The 25024-nt window shown below is 61.9% G+C and carries 20 protein-coding genes; 11 read left to right on the forward strand and 9 right to left on the reverse strand.

Features of this window, described 5'->3' with window-relative positions; genetic code table 11:
* The first annotated feature begins 8 nt into the window (after window positions 1-8).
* Genes KF708_19870 through KF708_19880 form a run of 3 tightly spaced genes read left to right on the forward strand, consistent with a single transcriptional unit; the run spans window position 9 to window position 4887 of the window.
* The gene (locus KF708_19870) at window positions 9-1262 is read left to right on the forward strand and encodes an efflux RND transporter periplasmic adaptor subunit (GenBank protein ID MBX3414953.1); all 1254 of its coding nucleotides are present in this window, start codon (window positions 9-11) and stop codon (window positions 1260-1262) included.
* A 5-nt stretch (window positions 1263-1267) separates the two neighbouring features.
* Window positions 1268-4612 (forward strand): efflux RND transporter permease subunit, encoded by a 3345-nt coding sequence (locus KF708_19875; protein ID MBX3414954.1) that lies wholly within the window; start codon window positions 1268-1270, stop codon window positions 4610-4612.
* A 26-nt stretch (window positions 4613-4638) separates the two neighbouring features.
* Window positions 4639-4887, forward strand: coding sequence for a DUF3303 family protein (locus KF708_19880; GenBank protein ID MBX3414955.1), 249 nt, complete (start codon window positions 4639-4641; stop codon window positions 4885-4887).
* Between the two features lie 550 nt (window positions 4888-5437).
* Here KF708_19880 and KF708_19885 read toward each other — a convergent pair.
* Window positions 5438-7816, reverse strand: coding sequence for an SUMF1/EgtB/PvdO family nonheme iron enzyme (locus tag KF708_19885; protein ID MBX3414956.1), 2379 nt, complete (start codon window positions 7814-7816; stop codon window positions 5438-5440).
* 169 nt (window positions 7817-7985) lie between these two features.
* Here KF708_19885 and KF708_19890 point away from each other — a divergent pair, with 169 nt between their 5' ends.
* A complete protein-coding gene (locus KF708_19890) occupies window positions 7986-8945 on the forward strand; it encodes a LysR family transcriptional regulator (GenBank protein MBX3414957.1) in 960 nt (319 codons plus the stop codon).
* Window positions 8946-9200: 255 nt separating this feature from the next.
* On the forward strand, window positions 9201-9875 hold the full coding sequence (locus KF708_19895; protein MBX3414958.1) for an SdpI family protein: 675 nt from the start codon (window positions 9201-9203) through the stop codon (window positions 9873-9875).
* 133 nt (window positions 9876-10008) lie between these two features.
* Here KF708_19895 and KF708_19900 read toward each other — a convergent pair whose 3' ends face one another.
* The 4 genes from KF708_19900 to KF708_19915 all read right to left on the reverse strand — a co-directional run bounded on the left by KF708_19900 (window position 10009) and on the right by KF708_19915 (window position 13460).
* Window positions 10009-10431: a hypothetical protein gene (locus KF708_19900; GenBank protein MBX3414959.1), complete on the reverse strand. Its 423-nt coding sequence runs from the start codon at window positions 10429-10431 to the stop codon at window positions 10009-10011.
* A 339-nt stretch (window positions 10432-10770) separates the two neighbouring features.
* Entirely contained in the window at window positions 10771-11163 is a 393-nt protein-coding gene (locus tag KF708_19905) for an SUMF1/EgtB/PvdO family nonheme iron enzyme (protein MBX3414960.1), read from the reverse strand.
* Window positions 11164-11180: 17 nt separating this feature from the next.
* The gene (locus KF708_19910; GenBank protein MBX3414961.1) at window positions 11181-12554 is read right to left on the reverse strand and encodes a hypothetical protein; all 1374 of its coding nucleotides are present in this window, start codon (window positions 12552-12554) and stop codon (window positions 11181-11183) included.
* Between the two features lie 81 nt (window positions 12555-12635).
* On the reverse strand, window positions 12636-13460 hold the full coding sequence (locus tag KF708_19915) for a hypothetical protein (GenBank protein MBX3414962.1): 825 nt from the start codon (window positions 13458-13460) through the stop codon (window positions 12636-12638).
* Between the two features lie 451 nt (window positions 13461-13911).
* On the opposite strand from KF708_19915, the gene KF708_19920 reads away from it, so the two are divergent.
* From KF708_19920 to KF708_19940, 5 genes are all read left to right on the forward strand, one after another.
* A complete protein-coding gene (locus tag KF708_19920; protein ID MBX3414963.1) occupies window positions 13912-14574 on the forward strand; it encodes a sigma-70 family RNA polymerase sigma factor in 663 nt (220 codons plus the stop codon).
* A complete protein-coding gene (locus KF708_19925; GenBank protein ID MBX3414964.1) occupies window positions 14561-17908 on the forward strand; it encodes a protein kinase in 3348 nt (1115 codons plus the stop codon). The genes KF708_19920 and KF708_19925 overlap by 14 nt, the downstream gene beginning before the upstream one ends.
* A 256-nt stretch (window positions 17909-18164) precedes the next feature.
* On the forward strand, window positions 18165-19574 hold the full coding sequence (gene thrC, locus KF708_19930) for a threonine synthase (protein MBX3414965.1): 1410 nt from the start codon (window positions 18165-18167) through the stop codon (window positions 19572-19574).
* Between the two features lie 74 nt (window positions 19575-19648).
* Entirely contained in the window at window positions 19649-20404 is a 756-nt protein-coding gene (gene dapB, locus KF708_19935; GenBank protein MBX3414966.1) for a 4-hydroxy-tetrahydrodipicolinate reductase, read from the forward strand.
* A gap of 6 nt (window positions 20405-20410) precedes the next feature.
* Window positions 20411-20776, forward strand: coding sequence for a hypothetical protein (locus KF708_19940; GenBank protein MBX3414967.1), 366 nt, complete (start codon window positions 20411-20413; stop codon window positions 20774-20776).
* Between the two features lie 168 nt (window positions 20777-20944).
* On the opposite strand, the gene KF708_19945 is transcribed toward KF708_19940, so the two are convergent.
* Both KF708_19945 and KF708_19950 read right to left on the reverse strand, forming a co-directional pair.
* Window positions 20945-21979 (reverse strand): ROK family protein, encoded by a 1035-nt coding sequence (locus KF708_19945; GenBank protein ID MBX3414968.1) that lies wholly within the window; start codon window positions 21977-21979, stop codon window positions 20945-20947.
* A gap of 42 nt (window positions 21980-22021) precedes the next feature.
* Window positions 22022-22651, reverse strand: coding sequence for an SIS domain-containing protein (locus KF708_19950; GenBank protein ID MBX3414969.1), 630 nt, complete (start codon window positions 22649-22651; stop codon window positions 22022-22024).
* Between the two features lie 214 nt (window positions 22652-22865).
* Here KF708_19950 and KF708_19955 point away from each other — a divergent pair, with 214 nt between their 5' ends.
* On the forward strand, window positions 22866-23282 hold the full coding sequence (locus KF708_19955) for a VanZ family protein (protein ID MBX3414970.1): 417 nt from the start codon (window positions 22866-22868) through the stop codon (window positions 23280-23282).
* 4 nt (window positions 23283-23286) lie between these two features.
* Here KF708_19955 and KF708_19960 read toward each other — a convergent pair whose 3' ends face one another.
* A complete protein-coding gene (locus tag KF708_19960; GenBank protein ID MBX3414971.1) occupies window positions 23287-24381 on the reverse strand; it encodes an SGNH/GDSL hydrolase family protein in 1095 nt (364 codons plus the stop codon).
* Between the two features lie 144 nt (window positions 24382-24525).
* Window positions 24526-24924: a hypothetical protein gene (locus KF708_19965; GenBank protein MBX3414972.1), complete on the reverse strand. Its 399-nt coding sequence runs from the start codon at window positions 24922-24924 to the stop codon at window positions 24526-24528.
* Between the last annotated feature and the right edge of the window lie 100 nt (window positions 24925-25024).

Below are 25024 nucleotides of genomic sequence, written 5' to 3' on the forward strand. Positions count from 1 at the left end.
GCGCTATCATGATTCGACGTCGACCCGCGATCGGCCCCGCTGGGAGCGTCGCTGCGCTCGGGCTGATTGCCGTTGTCTTGCCACTGGTCGCGGGCTGCGAAACGGCGGCCGAAGTCGTTTCCCCGGTGCAAGTGCCCAAGGTCACGGTGGCGCCGGTCATCGAGCATGAGACCATCGACTACGACGAGTACACGGGTCGCACCGAAGCCTCCGCCGCCGTCGAAATTCGAGCCCGCGTCTTCGGCTACTTGAAAGATACGTTTTTCAAGGATGGCGACATGGTGCAGGAAGGCCAGCTTCTCTTCACGATCGAGCCCGACGAATACCAGGCCATCCACGAGCAATCGCTGTCGAAGATCGCCGTCTGGGAATCGAAGCTCGAATTGGCGCAGGCGCAGCTCGAACGGCGCAAGGTGCTGCTACCCAAGGGAGCCATCAGCCAGGAAGAGTTCGAGGAATACGTCGCCACGGTGCGCGAGGCGGAAGCCGCGCTAGCCGCCGCCAAGGCCGACGCCAATAAAACGTCCATCGATTTGAAGTACACCGAGGTTCACGCTCCCATCAGCGGCCGCATCGATCGAGCTTACGAAACCAAGGGAACGCTACTCACCGGAGGAATCGGCGCCGGCACGCTGCTTACCAAGATCGTTAGCGAGCAGCCGATGTACGTCTACTTCGACGTCGACGAGCGCTCGCTCCTGCGCTACATGCGCGAGCGGAAAAGCACGAAAGAAACGGCCCCCGGCAGCCTGAGAGAACTGGGCGTGCCCTGCTACGTGCAACTGGCCGACGAAACGGACTTTCCGCACCAGGGGGAACTCGATTTCGCCGATAGCGAGGTCAACACCAGCACGGGCACGGCCCGCGTACGCGGCGTGTTTCCAAACGAAGATCGCTCGCTCGTCAGCGGGCTCTATGTTCGCGTGCGCGTGCCGGCGAGCGAGCGTTACCAGGCCATGCTGATTCCCGAGCGGGCGCTCGCCACCGATCAAGACATCAAGTACGTGTACGTGGTCGGCCAGGAGGGCATCGCCACGCGGCGCAACGTCGAACTGGGGGCCCAGCGCGGCGATCTGCGGATCATCACCGCGGGGCTCGAACCTGGCGAGCAAGTCATCGTCAAGGGGTTACAGCGCGTGCGGCCGGGCCAGAAGGTCGAAGCCGAGACGGAGACCACCGCGGCCTCGTCCGCGGTGGCCGTTGAACCCGCGGCAACGAACGAGCGCGCCACCGAACCGCCCGCCCCGGCAGAGGAGCGGTAATCGGCATGGCCAGCTTCTTTATCTCGCGGCCGATCTTTGCCGCGGTCATCTCGATCATCATCACGCTCGCCGGCGGCATCGCCGTGATGTTGCTGCCGGTGGCGCAGTACCCCGAGATCACGCCCCCCACGGTGCAGGTGAGCTGCACTTATCCCGGCGCGAATGCCAAAGTCGTGGCCGAGACGGTCGCCGCCCCGATCGAGCAACAGGTGATCGGCGTCGAGAACATGCTCTACATGAGCTCGCAGAGCACGAACGACGGCGGTTACAACCTGACCGTGACGTTCGAGGTAGGCACGAATCTCGACATGGCGCAGGTGCTCGTGCAGAACCGCGTCAACCTGGCACTGCCCACCCTCCCTTCTGAAGTCAAGCAGACGGGCGTCAGCGTCAAGAAGAAGTCGCCCAGCATCTTGCTGGTGGTGAATCTGATCTCGCCGACGGGCAAATACGATCAGCTCTACCTGAGCAATTTCGCCACGATCCGCCTGCGCGACGAACTGGCCCAGGTAAAGGGGGTCGGCGACGTTACGTTCCTCGGACAACTCGACTACAGCATGCGGGCCTGGCTCGATCCGAATCGCATGGCCGCGCGCAATCTGGCTGCCAGCGATGTCGTCCAGGCGCTGCGCGAACAGAACGTGCAAGTCGCGGCCGGCGCCTTGGGCCGCCCGCCCGTGCCGACGGGGCAGGCGTTTCAATACACGCTGAGCACCATGGGTCGGCTCGTCGATCCCGAGCAGTTCGCCGACATCGTGTTGAAAACCGGCGAGGATGGACAGGTCACGCGGCTGCGCGACGTCGTCAGCGATCAACGCATCGCTCCCGACGGCCGCACGGTCGGCGGCATTCAACTCGGCGCCAAGAACGAAGACACCTCGTGTACGCTCGACGGTCAACCGTCGGTCGGGTTGGGGATCTTCCAGCTCCCGGGCTCGAACGCGCTGCAAACGGCCGAAGGCATTCGCCTCCGCATGGAAGAGCTGAAACGCACCTTCCCCCCCGATGTCGACTATGCGATCGTCTACGACACGACCCCCTTCATCAACGAGTCGATCGCCGAGGTGTTCAAGGCGCTGCGCGACGCGATCATCCTCGTAGCGCTCGTGGTGCTGATGTTCTTGCAGTCATGGCGGGCCACGCTGATTCCACTCATTGCCGTACCCGTGGCCATCGTCGGCACGTTCGCCGTCATGCTCGGTTTGGGCTTCAGCCTGAACAATCTCTCGTTGTTTGGGCTGGTGCTGGCCATCGGCATCGTCGTCGACGACGCCATCGTGGTGGTCGAGGCGGTCGAACATCACCTCGAACATGGCATGCCGCCGAAGCAAGCCGCCCTCAAGGCCATGAGCGAAGTGTCCGGCCCGATCGTGGCCATCTCACTCGTGTTGATGTGCGTCTTTATTCCCTGTGCGTTCATCACGGGTATCACGGGGCAATTCTTCCGGCAATTCGCCCTGACGATCGCCGTGTCGACCTTCTTCTCGGCGGTGAATTCGCTCACGCTCAGCCCAGCCTTGTGCGCCCTGCTCCTGCGAGCCAAGCACGAGCAACGCGATCCGCTCACCCGCTTGTTGAACCTCGTACTGGGCTGGTTCTTCCGCCTCTTCAACACCGGCTTCAACAAGACGGCCGATCTCTACTCGCGCGGCGTGGGGCTGCTGTTGCGCGGAAGCGCGATCGTGCTGCTCGTTTACGCGGGGCTGTTGTTTCTCACGTATCTGAGCTTTACCCGAGTGCCCACCGGTTTCATCCCGCCCCAAGACAAGGGCTATCTTCTCGTCGACGTGCGCCTGCCCGACTCCGCTTCGCTCGAGCGCACGCAGGCCGTGATGGCGCAGGTCGACAAAATCGCACGGGGGGAGGGAACTCCGGGCAATCACACAGCACACGACGCGCACGACGGCCATCAAGCAGCCGGCGGGGGCATTCCTGGCATTGCCCACACGATCGTGATCTCGGGCCAGTCGTTCGTGCAGAACGCGATCGGCTCGAACTACGGCTCGATTTACGTCATTCTCGACGAATTTCACCATCGCCACGGCGCCGACATGCATGCCGACGCGATCGCGGCGCAACTGCGCGACGCCTGCTACCGCGAGGTGCAAGAGGCCTCGGTGGCGGTCTTCGGCGCGCCGGCCGTCGATGGCTTGGGCAATGCCGGCGGTTTCAAGCTGATGGTCCGCGACGTCGGAGACCTCGGGCTCGACCTGCTGCAAGAGACCTCCGAAGATCTCGCTGCCGAAGGCAACCAGCAGCCAGGCATCGTCGGCATGTACACGGCCTTCCGCGCGCGGACGCCACAGATGTACGTCGACGTCGACCGCGAACGCTGCAAGCAGATGGGAGTCGCGCTCGACGAAATCTTCCTCACGCTGCAGCTTTACCTGGGGGGCTACTATACGAACGACTTCAATCAATTCGGCCGTACCTGGCAGGTGAACCTGCAGAGCGATCCTGATTTCCGACTCACGCCCGAACAAGTTCGCCAATTGAAGGTTCGCAACGCCCAAGGCGAAATGGTCCCCTTGGGAAGCGTCGTCCACATCAGCGACACGGGGGGCCCGGCGATGGTCGTCCGCTACAACGGCGTCACGGCAGCGGCGGTCAACGGGGGCTCGCTGCCCGGCGTCAGTTCGGGCACCGTCATCAAGACCATCGAACGCATTGCCGAACAGGTCTTGCCGCAGGGCATGAATTTTCAATGGACCGAGTTGACCCTGCTGCAGATTCTGGCGGGCAATACGGCCATCGTCGTGTTCGGCCTGGCCGTGGTGCTCGTCTTTCTGGTGCTGGCCGCGCAGTATGAAAGTCTCAGCCTCCCCTTTGCCGTGATCCTGGTCGTGCCGATGTGCCTGCTCTGCTCGATCGTGGGGGTGGCCATGGCCGGCATGGATATCAACATCTTCGTGCAGATCGGCTTCGTGGTATTGGTCGGTCTGGCTAGCAAGAACGCGATCCTGATCGTTGAGTTCGCCAAGGAGAAGACGGCCCAGGGGGTGGCGGCGGCCGACGCGACGGTCGAAGCCTGCCGCTTGCGCCTGCGACCGATCATCATGACGTCGCTCGCTTTCATCCTGGGCGTGGTCCCCTTGGCGTTGGCCGTGGGTGCCGGCGCCGAGATGCGCCGAGCGCTCGGCATCGCTGTCTTTTCCGGCATGTTGGGGGTCACCCTGTTCGGCATCCTGCTGACCCCGGTGTTCTTCTACATCGTGGTGCGTCTCGTCGGCACGAAGTCGTCCGCTCAAAGCGATACCGATCCTCACGCCTCGGTCGCCATCGTTGAGCCAACCGCGGGCAATGGAGAAATGACCGGCACTTCCCCTTCGTCCACAATCCCTGCTCCTTGATTCACCGCGAGCAAGAAAGTCTCCCAATGAAATTCATGGTGGAATTGAAGCTGAAGCCGGGCGGCAAGAACAAGTTGCTCGAGGCGTTCGATCTGCGCGGGCCAAATCGCTATCCGGGCGTGAGCTTTCGCGATGCGTGGATCGACACGCGTTCCGAGTTGATGTTCATCCTGGGAGAGAGCAACGAGGAATCGCTCGTGGCTCAGGCCTGCGAGACCTGGCGGGAGCATGGCGAATTCACCATCCACCCGGTAATCTCGGTCGATCAGGTGTAAGCGCGCCTTGGCCGGTGCGCGGATTTGACCCTGCCTTTTGCCGTCGGCCGATTGACCGAGAATGAACGAAGTCCCGGCCGGGCTGGTTGTGCCTGCTCACCGGGCGCGGTTCATACGGGTGTCTTCGTCCGTTGCGAGACAAGCGAGGTCATCTAGTGCCTTGTCAGAGCCAAAAGTTCGGGTGCCTGGTCCTCGCATCGCGAGCGCGTGGAACTTGGGAACCCGAAAAACAGGGTTTCACGCTGCCCTAGGGGGTAGCACCGACGAGTTTCCGCAGATGGCGGTGAAACTTTTCTCGCGCAAGTCGGAAGCTCGTCGGTGTCGCGCAGCGACAAGAGGTTCGTTTCGACCGGACCGACGTTGTGGCGAGGCTGTGCTGCTGAAAGGTGCCTGCCCGATCGACCCTCTTGTTGCTGCGCAACACCGACGACGGTGCGACTCGAGTCTGTTGTCGTGCGCGACGTCGCGCCGCACCATCGTCGGTGCCACCCGGCTGGGGAACCCGAACTTCTGGTTTTGGCAATGCACTAGCAGTCGAAAAACTCAACTGCTACATCGCAGGGATGCGCACCAGCGCGACGCGAAAGCCAATGTGGTCGTAGCGCCGCCCGGGCTCGAACCGCTGGCGAAACGCCGAGCGACTGGCCCAAGCGTCGTCGGCCCAGCAGCTTCCCCGGCGCGAGCGGGAATAGTCGCCTGTGTCGTTCTTGGTGGCGGTTGCCTGCGCGTCGTGCAAATCGGGGTCGACGCCGCCGGGATATCGCCCATGAAACCAGTCCCGGCACCACTCGCAAGTGTTCCCATGCATGTCGTACAGTCCCCACGGATTCGCCGGGTAACTGCCGACCTTGGCGGCGCGACCGAGCGTCGGCCCCGGCTCGCCACCGTTGTAGGGTTTGTCCCCCTTGATGTTTGCCTGCTTGCTGCCGATCGACTTGCCGAACGAAGTGGCCGTGGTCGTGCCCGCACGGCAGGCGTACTCCCATTGGGCCTCGGTCGGCAGGCGAAACTCCCAACCGGCCGGCAACTCGCCAGCCGCGCGAGCGACCTCAGTCAGCTTGGCGCAGTAACTCTCGGCCTCGGCAAAACTCACGTTGCCAACGGGGAGGTCGTCTCCCTCGGGGAGCTCGGTCGTGAATTCTCCCGGCAACTGTCCCATCACGCGCTTCCAGTCCCCCTGGGTTACCTCATACGTGCCCATCCAGAACCCGCGCGTGAGCGTGATCGAGACCTGCGACTCGAACGGACGGCGCTCGGGTTCGCTGCGCGGACTCCCCATGTCGAACCGATCGGGCGGGCACCAGCAGAGCGCCATCCCGGCGACGTTGCGCTGCTGGCCGGCCTCATTTCCCGCAAAGTCCGCCGCGGACGATTCTGGCGACGACTCTTGAGGCGACCCAGCGGGCGACTTCGGCGCCTGCATCCCGGCTAGTTGCGTGGCCGCTCGGTTCGTACGGTATTTTTCCTCGACGTAACTGCGGAGCGTCTGGGTTCCAAGCCCTTGACCATAGACCAATTCACCCCCGTAGTGCGCGGTCACGACAGCCGTCGCCGAACCACCCAGCGCGGCGCCAAGCGCCAGCAACAATGCGCCCAGCCGCAATCCGCCGGCAAATCGCCACCGCAGTGGTAGAAGCGCCACGATCGCACCCAGCGCTCCGCCGCCGGCGAACTGCTTTAACCTCTCGGCATACGTCGTGTGTTGGTGTAGAGATTCCCAGGCTGCCCCCGGCACGCCGTCGATCCCGTACGGAATTTGCCGCTCGGCCATTTCGCCCGTCCGCTCGCTCACGCTGCATAACATGAAGATCACGACGAAGAGCGCGAGCAGTTGAACGCGAGGCGTCCATCGGTTGCGCAGTGCCATCGCTAATACCGCGGCAGGGATCGAGACGACGAACAGCACGATGGGAAAATGCACGACCGCGGCGTGTGCCCGGGCCGGCTTTGCGACGTCGGCCAGCACCGCGCGCGACAACTTGCGAACATTAGCGCCGGCGCGCTCAGGCCGCTCGTCGACTTGCGCCAGGATCGTGGCCGTCCCGTCCGGATCGAGACGTCGAACTCGCGGATACCAGTCGGCGCGATCGTCCGACGCGACATAGTCGTATTCGAGCACATAGAGCGTCTCGCCCACCACGGCTACCCCCTGGGGAGACCAACGATCGGTGGCGCGCAGGGCCACCGACACCGTGCCGTCGGGCGTAATGCGGAGGACCGCGCTACAGCTTGGCGCGGCAACGTAGACCGTTCCGTCTCCGGCGACATCCAGACCATAGAGGCTCGCTTCGGCGCGGAAATTTTTCAGCCCTTCGGGGCGCTCGCAATCAGGAACGACAACGTTCTCGGCGACGGTCGAAACGGTGCCGTCCGGCGCGATGCGGCGGACAGCCTGCTGCTCGGTGTAATAGAGCGAGCCATCGGGCCCGGCCGCGATGCCATAAATCCACTCGGGATTCACTTCCTCCCCTTGGTAGCCGATCTGGCGCGCCTGGGGCAGATCGGCCAGCGGCTTCGCCCCCTCGCCGGCGGCCATCCGCAGGATCCGCACGCGACCTTTGGCTGCGACCTGTGGATAGTAAAACGCGCCGTCGGCGCCAATGGTTACGGGATAATCTCGCGCCACGATAAGCGTCGGATCAATGCGAGCGACTTCAACATCGCCCGGCTCGAGACTCGCGAAATGTTTGTGCTCGAAGGATTGTTTGCGATCGATCGCCAGGAAGTGCCCGCCCGTACCGGCTTGGGCCGTCAGGCGGCCGGCAGGATCGATCTGCCAGATTCCATAGCCGGTATCCATGAACCAGATATACCCGCGCTGATCGACGACGATGCCCGAGCCCGGATGGGCGAGCGCCGGCGCAGCGGTCATCGTCAATAGCAGGGCGCCGACGAAGCGGGCCATGGCACATCCAGTGGAACGTATCATCGTCTCCCCTCGCGCTTGTTGCGGCGTCCCGTCCGGCGGAGAGCTCCACCGCACATTTCGCCGGGTTACGACTCATCCTACCGTCCATCTGTTTCCTGCAAGAAATGGTTTATTATTGCCGCTATAATGGTTTTTGTTGTTTTACCGGGATCTCTCAGAGGCGCGCACGGTGAGCTCGATTCCCTCGTTGTCGACCGACCAGGTGGCCGCGTTCGTCGAACTGGCGCGGCAGGGGAGTCTTCGTCGCGCGAGCGAAGTCTTGTTGATTACGGAACAAGGAGTGCGCAACCGGCTGATCGCTCTGGAAGCGCGACTGCGGGTTGAGCTCTACCGCAAAGGGCGCGGTCTGCGCCAAGCGACGCCGCTGACGGCGCAGGGCCGTCGGTTCCTGCCGCACGCGATCGCGTTTCTCGATCGGGCCGGGGAATTAACCGAACTGTTCAACCCGGCGGCGCCGCCGCGCGAGGTGCATGTCGCCGCCAGTCAGTACTTGATGCGTTACGTGCTGATTGACACCGCGCGGCGGTTTCATGCCCGGTTTCCGCAGATCCGCATTCGCTTGAGCGTGCATGCCGAGCAGGAAATCGAAAGTGTGCTGCTGCGCGATCCAGACGTAGCCCTGGGGGTCGCCGCGCCTTACGAGCCCCCCGCCGAATTGCACTACCTTCACGTTTTCTCGATGGACTGGAGCCTGATCACGCCCCCCCGCCATCCCCTGGCGCGGCGCAAGACGGTCAAGCTGAGCGACCTCGTCGCGGAACCCTTGATTGTGTTTGAGCGCGGTTCGACCGGGCGCCAACATGTCCTCGACGCCTTTCACGAACAAGGCTTGTCACCGCACGTGCGGATGGAAACGACGACGACCGAGATCGTCGTGCGGATGGTTGAGGCCGACCTCGGCGTTTCGATTGTTCCCTTACTCCCCGGCGGCGTGGTGACGCGCGGCTGCCGCGTGGCGACCCGTCCCATCGCCGATCCGATTCGCCCGATCCACTCCGGCGTCCTCACCCGCCGTGGCGAGACGCTGTCTCCGGCCGCTGGCGAATTTGTCGGCTTCATCCGTGGCCGTCAGCGGATGCGGTACCACTTGCCGGCCTCGCCGCCGGACAGCATGAAAAAGCAGCGGTAGCGTGGCGTTTGATCGCGTTTTGGCCCCGCCTTCAAGAGCGGCGGCTACTGGCCACGTTGCGAACGCACAACGGGTCTGCACGCATTTGGTGATTCCCGGTTAGCGGCACGGTGAGCGCACTGGTATCCGCATCATTGACGGCCGTGGCCGTATGATCCAGTATCCTCTACAGCCTGAAGGTGTCGGTCGTGGAAGAGATGGTCGCGGCGGCGCGCGGGTTGTTTCAAGCGCCGGCCAGCGAAAAGGGAGCAAGCCATGCGCACGAGCAAGATCCTGGAAGGCCTCCAGGCGAGCATCCTGCTGGGAATGTTCGCCGCGTCGGCGATCCTCTGGGGGCAGGCGCCCGAGCGGATACCGGTGCATTGGAACCTGGCGGGCGAGCCCGATCGCTATGGGGGCAAGTTCGAGGGGCTCTTACTCGCGCCGCTGATTGGGCTGGGGCTGTACTTGTTGCTGCTCGTGTTGACGTGGATCGCTTCAAGGTACAGTACCCACGAGTCCTTTGCGCGCGGCTCTCAGATCATCCGCCTGGCCCTGGTCCTCTTCTTCGCGCTGATCCATGCGACGATCCTGCTCGTGGCCTTCGGGCATCCGGTCGACGTGTCGTTCGTCGTTCCGCTGGGCCTGGGAATCCTGTTCTGCATTCTCGGAAACTTCCTAGGCAAAATCCGTCCCAATTGGTTCGTGGGAGTGCGCACGCCTTGGACTTTGTCGAGCGCCGCGAGCTGGCAAAAAACGAACCGGCTGGCGGGCCGGCTCTTTCTGTTGACCGGCGCGGCGCTGATCCTGTTGGCGATGGTACACAACGCTTGGACGCTGGCGATCGTGCTCGGCATGGTAGCGTTTATGGTGATCTGGCTGCCGATCTATTCGTATCGCATTTGGCGTCAGGATCCTGAGCGTGTGACGAAAGTCGATCCGCAGCCCTGACAACCGGAACCAGGAACTCGACCTAGGCGATCGTAGTTGACCGCAAGAGGCGCAACGAGCCCTACGTCATCCAATCCTTCGATCACTCGGGCAAACGTCGTACGGCCTGCGGCGAAGCGAGCATCGCAGATTGCTACTCATTCCGATCGTGCTGTGTCCGGCGTTGCGGTAGGTTCGCCAACAGATGCAGCACCGCGCCGGCCATTGCGAGGTAGATCGCGATCCGCGACCAGGGGCGCGCGAGCCCCGTCAGGTAGGGCTCCGTGCAGAACGCCGCAACGAAGAGCGGCGGCCCCGCGAGCAGTGCGGCCGATCCAAGCAGTTGCAGGACACGCCGCCAGGGTGATTCGGCTTGTCGCAGATACAAGCCCATCACCGTGTTGATCACGGCCGACAGCAGCACGTAGATATGCGTCGAACGATACAGCATCCGCACCGTGTGGTCGTAGCCGCGCAGATGTTCGTGGAACCGGTCCATGTAGAGACCGGTCGCCAGGAAAGCGGCGATTCCGGCAAGACCAACAGAGAGGTGTGCGGTACGGATCCGTTTAAGCATGCGAAAAGCCAATCTCGGTGACGAAGCCCGTCGGCTCTGTCAGACAATCGCTAGTTCGACGAGGTTCGACTTTTTCACCGTGGTCGCGTCGGATTCGCCTCCCCTGCGGGCCAACGGACTCGACTGCGGGGGGATAAGCTCGAATTCGCGAAGCAGGAGAACCGACATGGCAAAACCGAAGCGTAAGCTCACTGCCGCCGAGAAGCGAGCACGGCGCGAGCGAAAGCGGAAGTCTATGATCGTTTTCTCCGAACCTCTTGTCTGTGGACGACTTCTGACGCGCCTGACGCTCCGTCGCCTCCGTCCAATCTGAGCGATAACATGGGAAGGCTTCCCATGTTATCTGCATAGGGGGGTCCTTCGTCCCACGGTGAGCATGAAAGCGAAGCTTCCAACCGCGAGAATGACCACAGAAGACGGTTCGGGAACAATGGCGATCGTTGCTACGCGGAAACCAACAACGTTGTTGGCGCCCGTCGGGTTGCCGCTGTCCCGGTGCGAGGCTGCCAGAACGCTCGCACTGCTTTGCCATGCGCCCCCGAGCGTGCCCCGGTACTCACCGCCAGGCTTGCCGTCAAACAGTGCCTCGTTCCATTCCCACACGTTACCGCCTTGGTCGAATGTGCCATAGGGGCTCAGCGAGTCGACATACGCTCCTACGTCCGAGAGGGCGCCGATGACGTTCGCAAAGTTGGCCGAGTTGCTGCCGCCGAAGAATTGCTGGGGCTTCATACCAGGCGCGCGCACATTCATTCGCTGAGTCTAATTTCTCCGATACCTTCGTCTTTTCTTCCGCCTTGCCATGTGGTGGAATACTTGAGCTGCATCACTCTACCATCGTTCGACAATCGCCCTGAAACTTCCGCGGTAAGCCGCCCCGGCAGCGTTTCGCGCCATTTGATGTCTGCTCCCACGATGACGCCCTCGATGAGAACTGGATTGCGGTTTTCGCCGTTGGAGAAGCGCTTTCCCATGAATCGGTTGTCCGTTCTCGAGTGTACATGGACATAATACGAGCTCCCTGGCACACCTGGCCGAGACGTCCTCGTTCCGCTCCACTTCGTGCCTGCTTGAAAGTGAGCGGACGCCCGCTCGGCTGCTAACATTTGAGCATTCGGCTTAGGTTGTAAGCCCGTGATGCCACCGGCCGCTAATCGTTGACCGGCAGCATTGGCGATCTGGACCTTGCGCAGGCGAGCGGAGGCACCTTTCGTCGCACCAATTCCGACGCCGCAGCCTTGCAGATAGCGGGCGTCATCATGTCGGTCAAATACTCGCACTCCATCGAGTTCGATGTTCTCGCACTTCGAGCCTCGAACGGAAATACGAACTTGATGCCACTTCGCTGGTATTTCCAGTTCCTTTTTCAGGACGGGAACTGCGCTACGAGCAGGCCCAGAGTTGCAGTGCAACTCGACACCGTCGCTACGAATCCTCAGCTCGCGAAAGTGGTACGGATTCGCAACATTAAAAAGAACTTGAACACTTGAATCTTTAAGCGGGGGAGTATGCACTTCGCACGTTATATCGTAGTCGCGCCAGGGCAGATGTCGAAACGTAAGAAAGCCCCATTTACTGTTGTCGTCAAGTTGAATGATCTCGTCTTGTTCGACCTTCCATGCACCAGCAAATACTCGAGCTGCGCCCAATTCCTGCGGCAGGGGAGTCCATTCTCCCCGCCTGAAACCGTCCAGCTCTAATTGAAGGGCCACCGCCCCCTCGACGTCACCGGCCTTGGTCAGCTCTTGAATGGACTGCAGGTAAGAGTCTTCAACCCTCTTGAGCCATTTCTTGAGTAGCCTCAACGGAGGCTTGCCTGTCGCAGACGCTGGCAGCGTACCGTCCATGACAAAGGCCGCTGTTTCGTCGCGGATTGCTTGAACGGCATCAAGGTCACCATTTTTTTGTGCCCTTTCTTCCAGGAGATGCAATGCCTTGAGCAACTCTACTCGGGCATCATCGAACGATTGTTTTGCACCAGCAAGATTACCCTCGGCAGTGGGCGCGTCCGCGCCGCACGACCAATCCAACGGAATGAGGACAAGAAACAACAGCCGCAAGAAGATTCTGACCATTGATAGCGCCCTGTTTTTGTGACGTCCGAATCTCATGAAGCGTCGCATGATGTGCTTCAGCACCGTTTACTTAAATTACGACCACTCAGTCTTTTCTTGACTGTCCACCGTTATCTCAGCGATAGCGCATTAAGCCGAGGTCAAACGGATTGCTATAGGGGGAGGGCACGCCGACGACGCTTGCGATGTCCGGCATAGGCCACCAAGGCCAGCCCGCCGGTCGCAGCAACGAAGAGCGAGCTGGGTTCGGGCACAGAGAAAGTTTGGATGCGATACAAACTGATTCCTCGGCGCGTTTCCAGTCGACGCTGTAAATCCTACGAACGCGTGACTACTACCGACAATGGATGGAATATTAATTTGAGAGGTCACACTGTATTTATCGAGTGTCACTGTATCAGTAAGCGCATGTGTTAAATTCAGGCCATCGTAGGAGATATTGACGGCGATGGGATTCCCAAGACTGAGATTCAAAGGGCTGGTGAGTGACCCAAGCCCCGATTTGCTCCCATTTTGAAACAGTCCCGCCCGTCCGTTGCTATCTAATTCGATGGTGAGCGCAATGCTTTTATTGATGCTAGTGGCGTACCCCAAGTCAGCGGAAGCATTGCCGAGAGCGTCGATACCGGCATTGCTGTTCTGAATTACGAATGTAAGCCCAACATTCCCTGATACCCCAACGTTTTGATAGACGTATGATGCTTCAAAGTATGAAATGGGCTGTGGTGTTTTGTGGAACATGCTACGTCGCTGAATACTCGACAGTGCGTTCGTGATTTGGATGCGGTCGTTGGCAATCGAAATGGTTGGCGCAGATCCGCCGTCCCCCTGATTGATCTCCCACTCCGAGAAGTTGCCGAAGCTGGTAAAGCCGATGCTTTCTGCCCGCACGTGCGTGACCAGGGTCAGAACCAAGACAATCGCAGTGGGGAAAAGGCGGTAATTCAGGGTCATATATCCCTCGGGACTAAAGAGGACTTCATTTACGGATTGGAACGAGATCGCGCGCAGCAAGGTCGCGGGCGCGAGGTGGGGCAGGGACGGCCGCAAGAGAGGGCGCCGATCGACTCCACAGTCGATCAGTGCGAAGCGCGGCTTGTCGGATGGGTCACTAGCAGTCCCAGTGATGAGAAAGACAAGGCAACGAGGCCCGTCTAGTACATACATGCGCCAAGGACGCCGAACGGACATCGTTTCGCCATTCCAGGCGAATAATCCGTGGGCGAAGAGTGGTATGCGCCAGGACCGGAAACCGGACATGTTCGTGAAATGCGAGTAATTCCCGACTGTTGGCAGGCCGCGAGGCATCGCGGCCCTCGGTCGCCGGGGTTGAATCGCCCATTCCTGCATAGGACAATGTGGCTCGATTCGACACGCGGCGCATTTGGGCAGTTAGGGGCAGGGAATGTCGACATATCCGTCTTCGGCCCGTCAGAGCAGTTCGACTTCGCACTCACGCTCCGGCCGCGGAGTACGCCCCTCTGCTCATTTAGATGGCCTCGTCGTCGAGGCGCAGCGCGGTTCCGCCGAAGCACTTGACCTGCTCATCGCCGAGCTTTCCAAGCAGCTTTGGGCGGAATTAACGACACGCCGCCGCTCCCGCCGGGCAAACCCTTCCCACGGCTCGTCCGACCTGGTGCAGGACACCTTGATCCGGGCTCGCGAGCAATTCGAGAAGTTCGAACGCAGCACGTTCGCGGACTTCAAACAATGGGCGCGTAAAGTGCTCTTTCGGCGAAGGCAGGAATGGACGCGCAACCATCTTGCCCGCAATGCCGAGCGGCATAAACGCATGATTTGGAGCGTTGTTCTCGCCCGCGGGGACGGCCCGCACGCGAATGACACCGCGCTGAGCATCGAGCAGCGCGAAGAACTCGACCGGGCGTACGCACTGTATCAGTGCCTCAAGCCGAATGAGCAATGCGTGATCCATCTGCGCCTCTTTGAAGGGCTGAGCTACCAGCAGATCGCGATGCTAACGAACTCGACCGCCGAAGCGGCCCGCAAGGCGTATGACCGCGCGCTAGACAAGCTTCGCCGGAGCTACGCTAACGATGACACCGTTTGATCGGCCGAATGTCGATTCGGCGGGGGGCGGCTCAGCGAGTTCGCTGGAGCCGGACGACTTCATGTCATCCAACGTGATGCAGTTTCTCTTTTGGCTGAGCAGGCTCTACACCGATGCATCCCGCTCGACGAGCGCTCCCCATCCGAGCACTTGGCCACAGTCGTTCGGGCGCTTTCAACTGGAGTCGTTGCTAGGAAAAGGCGCCTACGGCGCGGTGTTTCGCGCGATTGATTTGGAACTAGATCGCGAGGTTGCCCTGAAGATCGCCTGGCCGGCCGTGTTGATGGACGAGGAAGCGGCCCAGCGGTTCATCGAAGAACCCAAGACCGTGGCAGCGCTGCGCCACCGTGGCATCGTCGAGGTGTATGACTCGGGCAGCGTCGAGATGGCAAGATACATCTCGCTGGAACTGATCGAAGGTCCGACACTGGCGGATTGGCTGTCCGACCATGAGATTATTTCCCCAGGCATGGCAGCCGAGTTGATCCACTCGGTGGCCGAGGCCGTGCAGTTTGCGCACGAGCAGGGCATCGTGCATCGCGATCTTAAGCCCAGCAACATCCTGTTACGATCGTCCGACGCGGAAGGAGGTCAACTCCCCTTCGAGCCGGTCGTGACCGACTTCGGACTGGCGCGCCATGCGCGTACCGCACCGTTGTCGGACCTGACCACGACGGTGGCCATCATCGGCACGGACCGCTATATGTCGCCCGAGCAGGCGGCTGCGCGGTCGGCCGAGGTCGGCCCCGCGTCCGATGTGTTTTCTCTCGGCGTCATGCTCTACGAGTTGATCGCTGGAAGGCGTCCGTTCGAGGGAGAGTACGCCGACGACATCCGCCGACAGATCCTGGAAGCCGAACCGCCATCGTTGCGAACCCTGCGTCCGCGCGTGCCGCGAGATTTGGCGGCGATCGTCTCGAAGTGTCTGGAGAAAGAACCGCAACGCCGGTATGCCGATGCCGGTGAGTTGGCAGAGGATCTACGACGGTTTCTCGCTCATGAACCGATCCGTGCCAAGCCGACGCCCCTCTGGCGGCGCACCTGGAAGCTGGCGCGCCGTCGGCCGGTTGCTACCCTCGCTGTATTGGCCGCGCTCCTGGTAGCGGTCGTGTTCGTCGGCGGGTGGTCGGTTGTCGCTGGCCAGCGTGCCGCCTCGACGCGCCGCATCGAGATGGCCGAGACTGCCGCCGCCGAAACAGACCGCCACGATCGCCAGATGCAGTACGTATCGAGCATCCGGCGTGCGGCCGACGCCGGGCGTCGTGGCAATCATGTGGACCTCTCGACAGCACTTGCCGACGCCTCGCAGTTGGCGCATGGCGAGGTGCGCCGCGATGTGGCTTACGAGTTGCTCGCCAGCCTGTTGAAGCAGGCGACCTCACGCTCGTTCGACGCGCACGAAGGGCGCGTGTTGGAAACGCAGTTCAGTCCCGACGGACGCTTGCTGGCCTCGCTTGGGGAAGATGGACTGATCCGGCTCTGGGATACCGACTCGTGGCAGCCTTTGATGACGGTGGAGGGGCCTGAGGAGAGCACTGTCGCATTCTGCTTTTCGCCAGACGGCAAGTGGCTGGCGCGGGGTCTGACAGACGGACGTTTGCACGTTCACGAAGTCGCAGGCTCGGTGATCTCACCGGTTGTGCATGAAGTTGCGGTGTTCGACGGTCCAATACACGCTTTGTGTTGGCTCGACAAGGCGTCTTATATTGCTGTGGGGAGCAGCGACGGGCGGATCGCGATGGTCGATCGCGACATCTGGAAAGTGCAGAATCAGTCGGAGCTGCCGATCTCGCACTTCCAACGGCTCGACGGCAACCGGCATGGAGGCGTTATCCGACGCATTGCCGATTGCTCTACGCGAGGGTGGTTGATCACTGGCACGGCCATAGCGGGTCTGCACGTCCTACAAGTGCCATCGCTCGAACCGGTCCAATCTTGGCAGGACATCGATAGTTTGACTGACTTCTACATCTTGGCCGAATCGCCGCCGCGTCTAATCTCGGCGGGCGGAAGGCCGGTATTACGCGTGTGGGATTTCGAGAGCGGCGCCTTGTTGCACGAGTTGGCCACGACCCATCGCATCGAGCGATTCCAGCGCTGCGTCGATCAGGACCAGGTGGCCGCGGCTATGTTCAATGGCGTCGTCGAGTTGATCGACGTTCGCGACTTGCTGGAGGGGCGCGAAACCGCCAATCGTCGCTTTCTGCGATATGACGGCGTACCCAGCGCCGTCGATCAAGCCGCACAGACCAGGCAACTTGTCGCAGGCGGTCGCGATGGCACGATTCACGTGTGGAGTCTTTTGTCCGAAGCAACGGACGAAGTCACTCTACCGGATCAGCCGTCAGTCAGTGTGTTCTCACCGTGCGGACGATATCTGGCGGTGGCGTGCTTCGATGTTGATGCGCTCGAAGGAGTAACAAGTAAGGATGTAACGTCGCTCGACGAGTTATTACCCACTTCCTTGGTGACCGTGTACGACGGTCGCACTATGCAGAGGCTCTGGTCGATTGAAGCTTGTTCTTCGTTGGATCACGACGTTCATTGGTCGCGTTGGCCCATCGCATTCAGCGCGACGGGGGACCGCGTTGTGTTCCAGCGTCACTCGGGCGAATTCGGCGAGCACGATCCTCAAACGGGCGAACTCCTACAGCAGTATGCCGCATGGCCGCTTACCCACTTCAATGGGATCGCCCTGCCAGGTGATAAGTCGGTCACCGTGCTGCGAGGAGAAGTGCGGAATTCCGCTTCTGGCGAGCGATTGCCGCAGAAAGAACGTCGTACTGGGTCGATCGTGATCGACACTCGAACGGGCACTCTGCTCGAACAGCATGACAATTCCCTCTCCAGGCGGAGCTTGGGTGTCTATCCCACGGTCATTGGCGACGCGTGGATCGACCTGCTCGACCCTGCGGGACCTCTGGTCGCGCCCCCGAAGTCGGCGTTCCCGCGAATCGCCCTGAATCGGCCGCTGGATGGCGTGTGGTGTGGTGCGATTTCTTCCGATGGCCACACGTTTGCGGCTAGCGGCGAAAGTGCGATCTTTCTTTGGGATGTAACTCGTGGCGGACGTCCTGTAAAGATCATCGGGCATTCAGCGATCGTGATCAATCTTCAGTTCTCGCCCGATGGAAGCACCTTGATTAGCCGCTGTATTGACGGCGTGGTGCGTATGTGGAACGTCGCGACACGAGAAGAACTGCTCGCCATCGGTTCGAAAGCTCGCCCCGTGACATGTTTCGGCCTGAACTCGGCTGGAGATACTCTTGTGCTCGGAAGCAAGCGAGCAGAAAAAGAGTATGTGCTCGAAGTACACCGATTCAGCCCGAACTAGATGCCGCTCTTTGGCATCTGACTGATCGCCTGATCGGCTTGCAGCCCGTTAACCCAAGTTAGAGACTTTTGTCGTTCGGCGAAGGACTTAGGTGTGATTTGGGTTGGTTTATTTCACTGCATCAGCGCGCAACTTGATGGTCTGCCGGGGCTGGCGTAAACTGGCGGGGTTGTCCTTCTTTTGGGGTCGGTGAGGCGAGGCGGTCGGGTGGCCAGGTCAGCTTTCGCCCCCCTGCCCTTGTGTCTGGAGCACTGCCATTAGCGTCGCCACTTTGACAGACGTCGCCTTTCAGAAGTGCATCCAGCCAAGCTGCGGGGCGACCTACGGAATCGACGAGGTCCGCGTCGCCTGCCAGGCCTGTGGGCAGTTGCTCGACGTCAAGTACGACTGGGACCGACTCAAGCCCCCTTCGTCGTTCAGCTTCTTCGAACAGAAGTGGTCGCGACGGGGCGATCCGCTCGCTTTCAGCGGCGTCTGGCGTTTCCACGAGTTGCTCCCCTTCGCCCCACCCACGCAAGTCGTCACCATCGGCGAAGGCCAAACCCTGCTGCAGTCGTCCGACTCGGTGGCGAAGTTCGTCGGCCAGAACGCCGGGCGGCTCTTTCTGCAATACGAGGGAATGAATCCCTCGGGCAGTTTCAAAGACAATGGCATGTCGGCCGCCTTTACGCACGCCCGCACGATCGGGGCCCAGCGTGCCGCGTGTGCCTCGACCGGCAATACGAGCGCCTCGCTGGCCGCCTACTGCTCGGTCACGCGATTGCTCAAGGCAGTGATCTTCGTCGGATCGGGCAAGATCTCGTACGGCAAGCTCTCGCAGGCCCTCGACTACGGCGCGCTGACCGTGCAGATCGCCGGCGACTTCGACGATGCCATGGCCCGGGTCAAAGAGGTCTCCAAAGAGCTCGGCATCTACCTGGTCAACAGCGTCAATCCGTTCCGGCTCGAGGGGCAGAAGACGATCATGTTCCGCGTGCTCGAGGCGCTCGGTTGGGAAGTGCCCGACTGGATCGTGGTGCCTGGCGGCAACCTCGGCAACTCAAGCGCCTTTGGCAAGGCCTTCCAAGAGCTCCGCGAGATCGGCCTCATCGATCGCCTGCCCCGTCTGGCCGTCATCAATGCCGCGGGAGCGAACACGCTCTTCGAACTGTACGAGCGGCGCGGACTTCGTTGGAACGGCGGAACGCCAAATTCCGAAGTATCGCAGCGCTACTACGACGAGCTCGATGCCGAAAAACGCCGCGCCTCGACCATCGCCAGCGCCATCGAGATCAATCGGCCGGTGAATCTCGACAAGTGCCTCCGGGCGCTCGAGTGGATGAACGGCGTCGTCCGCGAAGTGACCGATCAGGAGATCCTCGACGCCAAGGCCCAAGTCGGCGCGGGAGGACTGGGCTGCGAACCGGCCAGCGCCGCGAGTGTGGCCGGCGCGAAGTTGCTCGCGGCCGAAGGCATCATCCAGCCCGACGAACGTGTCGTCTGCATCCTGACAGGCCACCAGCTCAAAGATCCCGATGCCACGGTGGCCTATCACACCACCGACCAGGAATTGTTCAACAAGAAGCTCGGCAGCCGCGGCGTGAAGCGCGCGGCCTACGCCAACCGCGCCGTGGCGGTGGCCAACGACCGGGACGACATCATCAAGGCGATTCAACTCTATAGTTGACGAAATCGCGACGGAGCGCGCCTGTGAACGCTGAACGTAAAGTGCGGGTCGCCATTCATGGCGCCGCCGGTCGCATGGGGCAACGGCTCGTGGCCCTCGGGAACGCCGATCCCGCGCTCGAAATCGTCGCCGCGCTGGAACGCACCGGCCATCCGCGCCTGGGCGAGGACGCCGGCGCCATTGCCGGCGGCGGCACGCTCGGCGTCCCCCTCTCGGACGATTGGACCGGGCCGGTCGATGTGGTGATCGATTTTTCCGTGCCGGCGGCGGCGCTCGCCCTGGTGAGCAAGTGCGTCGAACGCGGCACGCCCGTCGTCGTCGCGACCACCGGCTTCGAGGAAGATGGTCGCAAGGCGATCGCCGATGCCGCCCAGAAGATTCCCCTGCTCTGGTCTCCTAGCATGAGCCTGGCCGTGAACCTGGCGATGAAGCTCACCGCGACCGCGGCCAAAGCGCTCAAGGATCATCCCAGCGGCGTCGATGTCGAGATCATCGAACGCCACCACCGTTTCAAGGAAGATGCCCCCAGCGGCACCGCGCTCAAGTTCGGCGAGATCATCGCCCAGGCAGCGGGGCTCACCTCGCATACGCATGGTCGCGAAGGCCGTCCCGGCGTGCGGCCCCGCCACGAGATCGGTTACCACGCCGTGCGCACGGGCGATAACCCCGGCGAACACACGATCGTTTTTGGTCTCTTGGGCGAGACCCTGGAGTTGGCCGTCAAAGCCAGCTCGCGCGATTGCTATGCGCAGGGGGCACTGGCCGCCGCGAGATTCCTCGCCGGAAAACCCACCGGCATGTACGGCATCGAAGATGTGCTCGGGCTTTGACCCATCATGGCCAAGTGCGAAGAAGGCTATCTCTGCGACGTGTGCGGCGGCGACGTCGAGGAGATCGTCGACAGCGACCTCTACCTGCGCTACGTCATCGGCATGGTCGATCCCGAAGAGTTGCACACCACGCGCGAGCGCCACATCCGCTGCAACCCTTCCCTCGCGCAGTTCATCGTCGACGGCGAGTTCGAACCGATCGCGGTCGAAGGCCCACTCGACAAGCGACAGATGGATCCAGCCTTCGTCCGCGAGCGCGAGTCGCTCGTCACCCGCGGCTGGAGAAGGTTGCGCCAGATCACCGGGCAAGAACTATCGCTGATCGACTATCCGCTGCCCGAGATAAAGGCGCGGCTCGAACAGCGATCGTGAGCGGGGAAAATGGTCTTCTTCAGGCCACCCCCAAAAAAAAGTGGCACAGGCTGCCAGCCTGTGCAGATTGCTTATTGACTTCAAGACCGGTGACTACTGCACACCACTCTGCACAGGCCAGCGGCCTATGCCACTTCTCATCAAGAAGTCGCTTTGCCTTCTCATCAATCAATGTTGGCTTTGCGCCGCGAGCGCCAGCGCCCCATGCACGACCATATCCTCCCCCAACTCCGCTGGCACGATGTGGTACTTGCCCAGAAACGGCGGGAAGACATAGCGTTCCACTTCACGACGTATCGGCTCGAAGAATAACTCCTCTCCGAGCAGCGAGACACCGCCGCCGATCACCACCGCCTCGGGCGCGACGAGCGTAATCATCTGCGCGATGCCCCACCCCAGCGCCTGCCACGCGCGATCGAGCACTTGCAGGGCGAGCCCGTTGCCCGCCGCGGCAGCTTCTCCCACCAGCCGCGCCGTCAGTCGATCGACCCGCCCGTCGCAGCGTTCGAGCAGATCGCCGGCGAAGGCCTCGTCCGCCTCTTCCACTTCGATCAATCGCTGGCGTACGTCCTCGGGACGGCGCGCGCCAGGCTGGCCACGCAGCGGACCGATGCGATGCGAAACCGGTTCGGCCAATCGCGATTGTGCCGCCGCGGCGATACCCCACCCTGCGGCGTACGACTCGAGAATCGCTTCGGGATTCTCGGCCGAGAGTCCGGGCCGCAGGTGACCCAACTCGGCCGCACCCGCGCCGGCACCACGATAAATGCGCCGGTCGATGATCAAGCCCCCGCCGATGCCCGTGCCGACTGTGACGTAGAACACCGGATTGAATTCGCGTCCCGCGCCGTACACAGCCTCGGCCAGTCCGGCCGCGTCGGCATCGTTCGCCATGACCGCGGGCAGACCGAGCGTATCGCGGCACCACTCGACCAGCGGAAAGTCGTCCCAGCCGGCGACATGATGGCTCTTGACGGTGCGGCCGCGCGCGGGATCGACCGGCCCGCCAAAGCCGATGCCCACGTGGTCGATCGCATGCCGCGCGATCAGTTCGCGTGCGCGGGGGACGATCTCGTTCAGGATGCCCGACGCGCCGGCTTCGCGATCGACTTCGAAGCGCTCGAGCGCCGCCAGCGGCGGACCCGTTCCAGCCCCGATGCCAAGCTGAATCTTCGTGCCACCGATTTCGATACCCAGCAGCATGCGTGTCTCCGCAGAGGTTCGCCGCGGCCGGAACCGAGCGGTCTAAACGGCGGCCGATTGGCCGTTCAAGGCGTAGCGTCCTTCGCGATTGATGCGGGCAAAGACATCGTTCAGCACGAAGTGGAAGAGCGCCAAGTGGATGCTCTCGACCATGCCCATATCGTCGAGCGGTACGTGCAGCCCCGACTGCGCCATCGTTCGCAGCTTGCCACCGCCGAAGCCCGTCAGCCCAAACGTCTTCAGTCCGTGGCGATTCGCCCAATCGACGGCGGCCAGAATATTGGGACTATTGCCCGAGCCGCTGATCGCAATCAGTAGATCGCCGGCACGACCATAGTTCATCAACTGCTGGACGAAAATCTGGTCGTAGCCGCAGTCGTTGCCGACGGCGAGGATCCAACCGAGGTTGTCGGTTAAACTCATCACCTTGAGCCGCTTCTTCGACTCGTCCTTCAGATCGCACTCGCGGAGCGAGCTCTTGCCCAGGTCTTCGCTCATGTGCGTGGCGGTGGTGCCCGAACCACCATTGCCGCAGATGTAGACGAACTGCTCGTTCTGCCAGGCGTGGTAGATCAGGTCGGCCATCAGCACGATTTCAGCACGATCAACGCGGTCGATCTCGGCGTGCATCCGCTCGATGTACTGATCGACATTCAACTTGGCCCCAAGCATGGGGAGGATCTCCAGGGGGTCGGATCGCTCGTTTCTTCCTCGAATCTTATCAATCTGCTAGCAGACCGGCTAGGCAAGCGAGGCCGATCTGGCTGCGGTAATCAAAGGGCTCGCGCCGCAATCGGCGAATACCGTCCTTGGCCCATTCGCAGGATCAACCTATGCTAGAACCGGGGTTTCGGAGGGCAACGCATCTCGACGTCGGGCGTGCCGCGTGTCACGAACCATCAGTTTGATCTATCTCGCGTTCCTCACGCTGCTCTTGGTCGTGCGCAATCCGCTCGATTGGTTTGGTCAGCAGGAACTGATCGTCTCGGCCTTCCGTATGCTGGGATTCATCGTCCACTTTGCGACGTTTGTCGTCCTCGCCTTCTTGATGCTGATGGCACGCTGGCCCCTCAGCAACGCCACCTTGCTCGGATTGCTGGCCGTGTACGCGGGTTTCACCGAGTTGATTCAAGGTCCGATCCCCAACCGCAGTCCGGAGTGGGGCGACTTCCTCCAGGATCTGGGCGGTTTGGCCGTCGGAACCATCCTCTGGTTCGTGGTCTCGCGCTGGTGGATCTCACCACGCGCGACGGTTGCCGAGAGTACCCTTTCTCCCGCGACCGAAACGGGCATCCGGGCTTGAACCGTCACTTGGTCGACGTGCTCGGTTCGTCCACTGGCCGCGCGACGAGATGACCTTGGGGTTGCGATTCAACGTCGCGCATCGACCGCAGCCAGCCCGAGGCGATCTGTCGATGCCCCGCCGCTGACAAGTGCATGGGGTCGCCGAACAGGAACCATTGCCGCGAGCCTTCGGTCGTCGCGAACCACGGGCGTGCATCGTGGTACTTGATGCCCCGCTCGCGGAGATACGCGGCCAATTGCTCCTGGGGCGCCCACAGATCATCGCGTTCGGCGCGCAGTTGATACTCGTACGGCAGCAGCACCACGTCGAAGCGGGCGCCGTGCTGCTCGGCCAGCCGCGCCATGGCCTCGATGCGATCGAAGCCGAGGATGCTCCCGCCGCCGGCATCTGTGTAGCGGGCGTAGTCGCACCAGAAGTAGGTCTGGCTGCGATCGGTCAATTGTCCCTTGAGCAACAGATAGAGCTTCGAGCGCGACCGCAGCAGGCCGCGCAGACGTTCGCCGAAACCGCTCTGTTCGAGTGCCAGGTTCGCTACCGAGCCCGCTTCGCAGCGCGGCGCGGTCGATACCTCGCCCGAGACGTCCTCGAGGTCGTTCAAGCAGTAGAACAGCGTCACGCGGGCGATCGACGGATCCTGACGCAACATTTCGCCGGCTTTGGCAAGTTGGCCGTCGAGATTCATGCCCACGACGGAAGCATTGCGCAAGTGTACCTCGGGCAGCGCGCGCTCCACGCGTCCGACGAACGTCTCGGCCGCGGGCACGCCCACGCCAAACGCGACCGAGTCGCCGAGAATCAGCCAGGTTTGCCTGGCCGGCTTGCGATACTCCAGGTCGCGGCACCCCGACTCGTCGATGTGGACGTACTCGCCAAAGCAATAGCCGCTGGCAGAGGGGTGCCATTGATAGCCTGCTTGTGCGGTGCGCACGAGCAGCGTCGCATCCGTGTCCTGAAAGTTCACCGCGGGAAACAAACAACGCGTGCCAAGCTCTGCCAAGGCGAGCATGGCGCAGCTCAAAACGCCGGCGAATCCCAGCGCCAGTAGCCGCCATTTCCACCGTCGGCGATTTCCTTGCGAGGGCAAAGCGAGCGACACGCGGAGTCCTTTCCCTATCCGTTCAGCCCTTCCCCCTCGACCACGACGCGCGCAAAGCGAGCGCAGAGGGAGATGCTGGAGCCGATTCCTAGGCGAGCTTCACGCGAAGTAGTGCCGCGCGACTCGCGATTCCCGCCGCGAGGATTAACGCATGGGCGGGAAGAAGTGCATGTGATTCATGAAGCCGCTGACGTGGCCGGTGCCTCGCACCTGCTGGGATTCGCCCGTGGTACGCGAAGCGCCCATGCGGTTCGACGAACTGATATCTTGTTGGATCTGCTGAATCTGCGCGGCCTGCCGTACCGCCGCCTGACGCTGCTCCACCATCGGCCGCACCAACGTCTGATAAGTCGGGGGACCGTTGAAGTTACGCTGCGTCAAATTGAGATAGGGACTCACCGTCGGTCGATTGATCGTGTTCTGCATCGGATTGATCGACGGCGGACGATACTGAGGAAACTGTGCGACGGCAACTCGCGCCGATCCTGCCAGCAACAGCAGGCTGAAGAGCCCGATCAAAATAGCCGGATGGTGTCTTCGCATCGTTACCTCCGTCGGAGCATCGTGTCGTGACGCGACGTTCCTTCTTGGCACGGTCCTTCTCGTGAATCCTACGCCGCACGAGCGGGCCAGACAAACGAAT

Source organism: Pirellulales bacterium (assembly GCA_019636335.1).
Lineage (GTDB): Bacteria > Planctomycetota > Planctomycetia > Pirellulales > JAEUIK01 > JAHBXR01.

Excerpts from the sequence above, each read along its gene's own strand:
- KF708_19920 (MBX3414963.1), top strand. The coding sequence starts at position 13,912 with ATGTCGACATATCCGTCTTCGGCCCGTCAGAGCAGTTCGACTTCGCAC.
- KF708_19940 (MBX3414967.1), top strand. The coding sequence starts at position 20,411 with ATGGCCAAGTGCGAAGAAGGCTATCTCTGCGACGTGTGCGGCGGCGAC.
- KF708_19910 (MBX3414961.1), bottom strand. The coding sequence starts at position 12,554 with ATGCGACGCTTCATGAGATTCGGACGTCACAAAAACAGGGCGCTATCA.
- KF708_19945 (MBX3414968.1), bottom strand. The coding sequence starts at position 21,979 with ATGCTGCTGGGTATCGAAATCGGTGGCACGAAGATTCAGCTTGGCATC.
- KF708_19895 (MBX3414958.1), top strand. The coding sequence starts at position 9,201 with ATGCGCACGAGCAAGATCCTGGAAGGCCTCCAGGCGAGCATCCTGCTG.
- KF708_19870 (MBX3414953.1), top strand. The coding sequence starts at position 9 with ATGATTCGACGTCGACCCGCGATCGGCCCCGCTGGGAGCGTCGCTGCG.
- KF708_19880 (MBX3414955.1), top strand. The coding sequence starts at position 4,639 with ATGAAATTCATGGTGGAATTGAAGCTGAAGCCGGGCGGCAAGAACAAG.
- KF708_19950 (MBX3414969.1), bottom strand. The coding sequence starts at position 22,651 with ATGCTTGGGGCCAAGTTGAATGTCGATCAGTACATCGAGCGGATGCAC.
- KF708_19875 (MBX3414954.1), top strand. The coding sequence starts at position 1,268 with ATGGCCAGCTTCTTTATCTCGCGGCCGATCTTTGCCGCGGTCATCTCG.
- dapB (MBX3414966.1), top strand. The coding sequence starts at position 19,649 with ATGGGGCAACGGCTCGTGGCCCTCGGGAACGCCGATCCCGCGCTCGAA.
- KF708_19885 (MBX3414956.1), bottom strand. The coding sequence starts at position 7,816 with ATGATACGTTCCACTGGATGTGCCATGGCCCGCTTCGTCGGCGCCCTG.
- KF708_19965 (MBX3414972.1), bottom strand. The coding sequence starts at position 24,924 with ATGCGAAGACACCATCCGGCTATTTTGATCGGGCTCTTCAGCCTGCTG.
- KF708_19905 (MBX3414960.1), bottom strand. The coding sequence starts at position 11,163 with ATGAAGCCCCAGCAATTCTTCGGCGGCAGCAACTCGGCCAACTTTGCG.
- KF708_19900 (MBX3414959.1), bottom strand. The coding sequence starts at position 10,431 with ATGCTTAAACGGATCCGTACCGCACACCTCTCTGTTGGTCTTGCCGGA.
- KF708_19925 (MBX3414964.1), top strand. The coding sequence starts at position 14,561 with ATGACACCGTTTGATCGGCCGAATGTCGATTCGGCGGGGGGCGGCTCA.
- KF708_19915 (MBX3414962.1), bottom strand. The coding sequence starts at position 13,460 with ATGACCCTGAATTACCGCCTTTTCCCCACTGCGATTGTCTTGGTTCTG.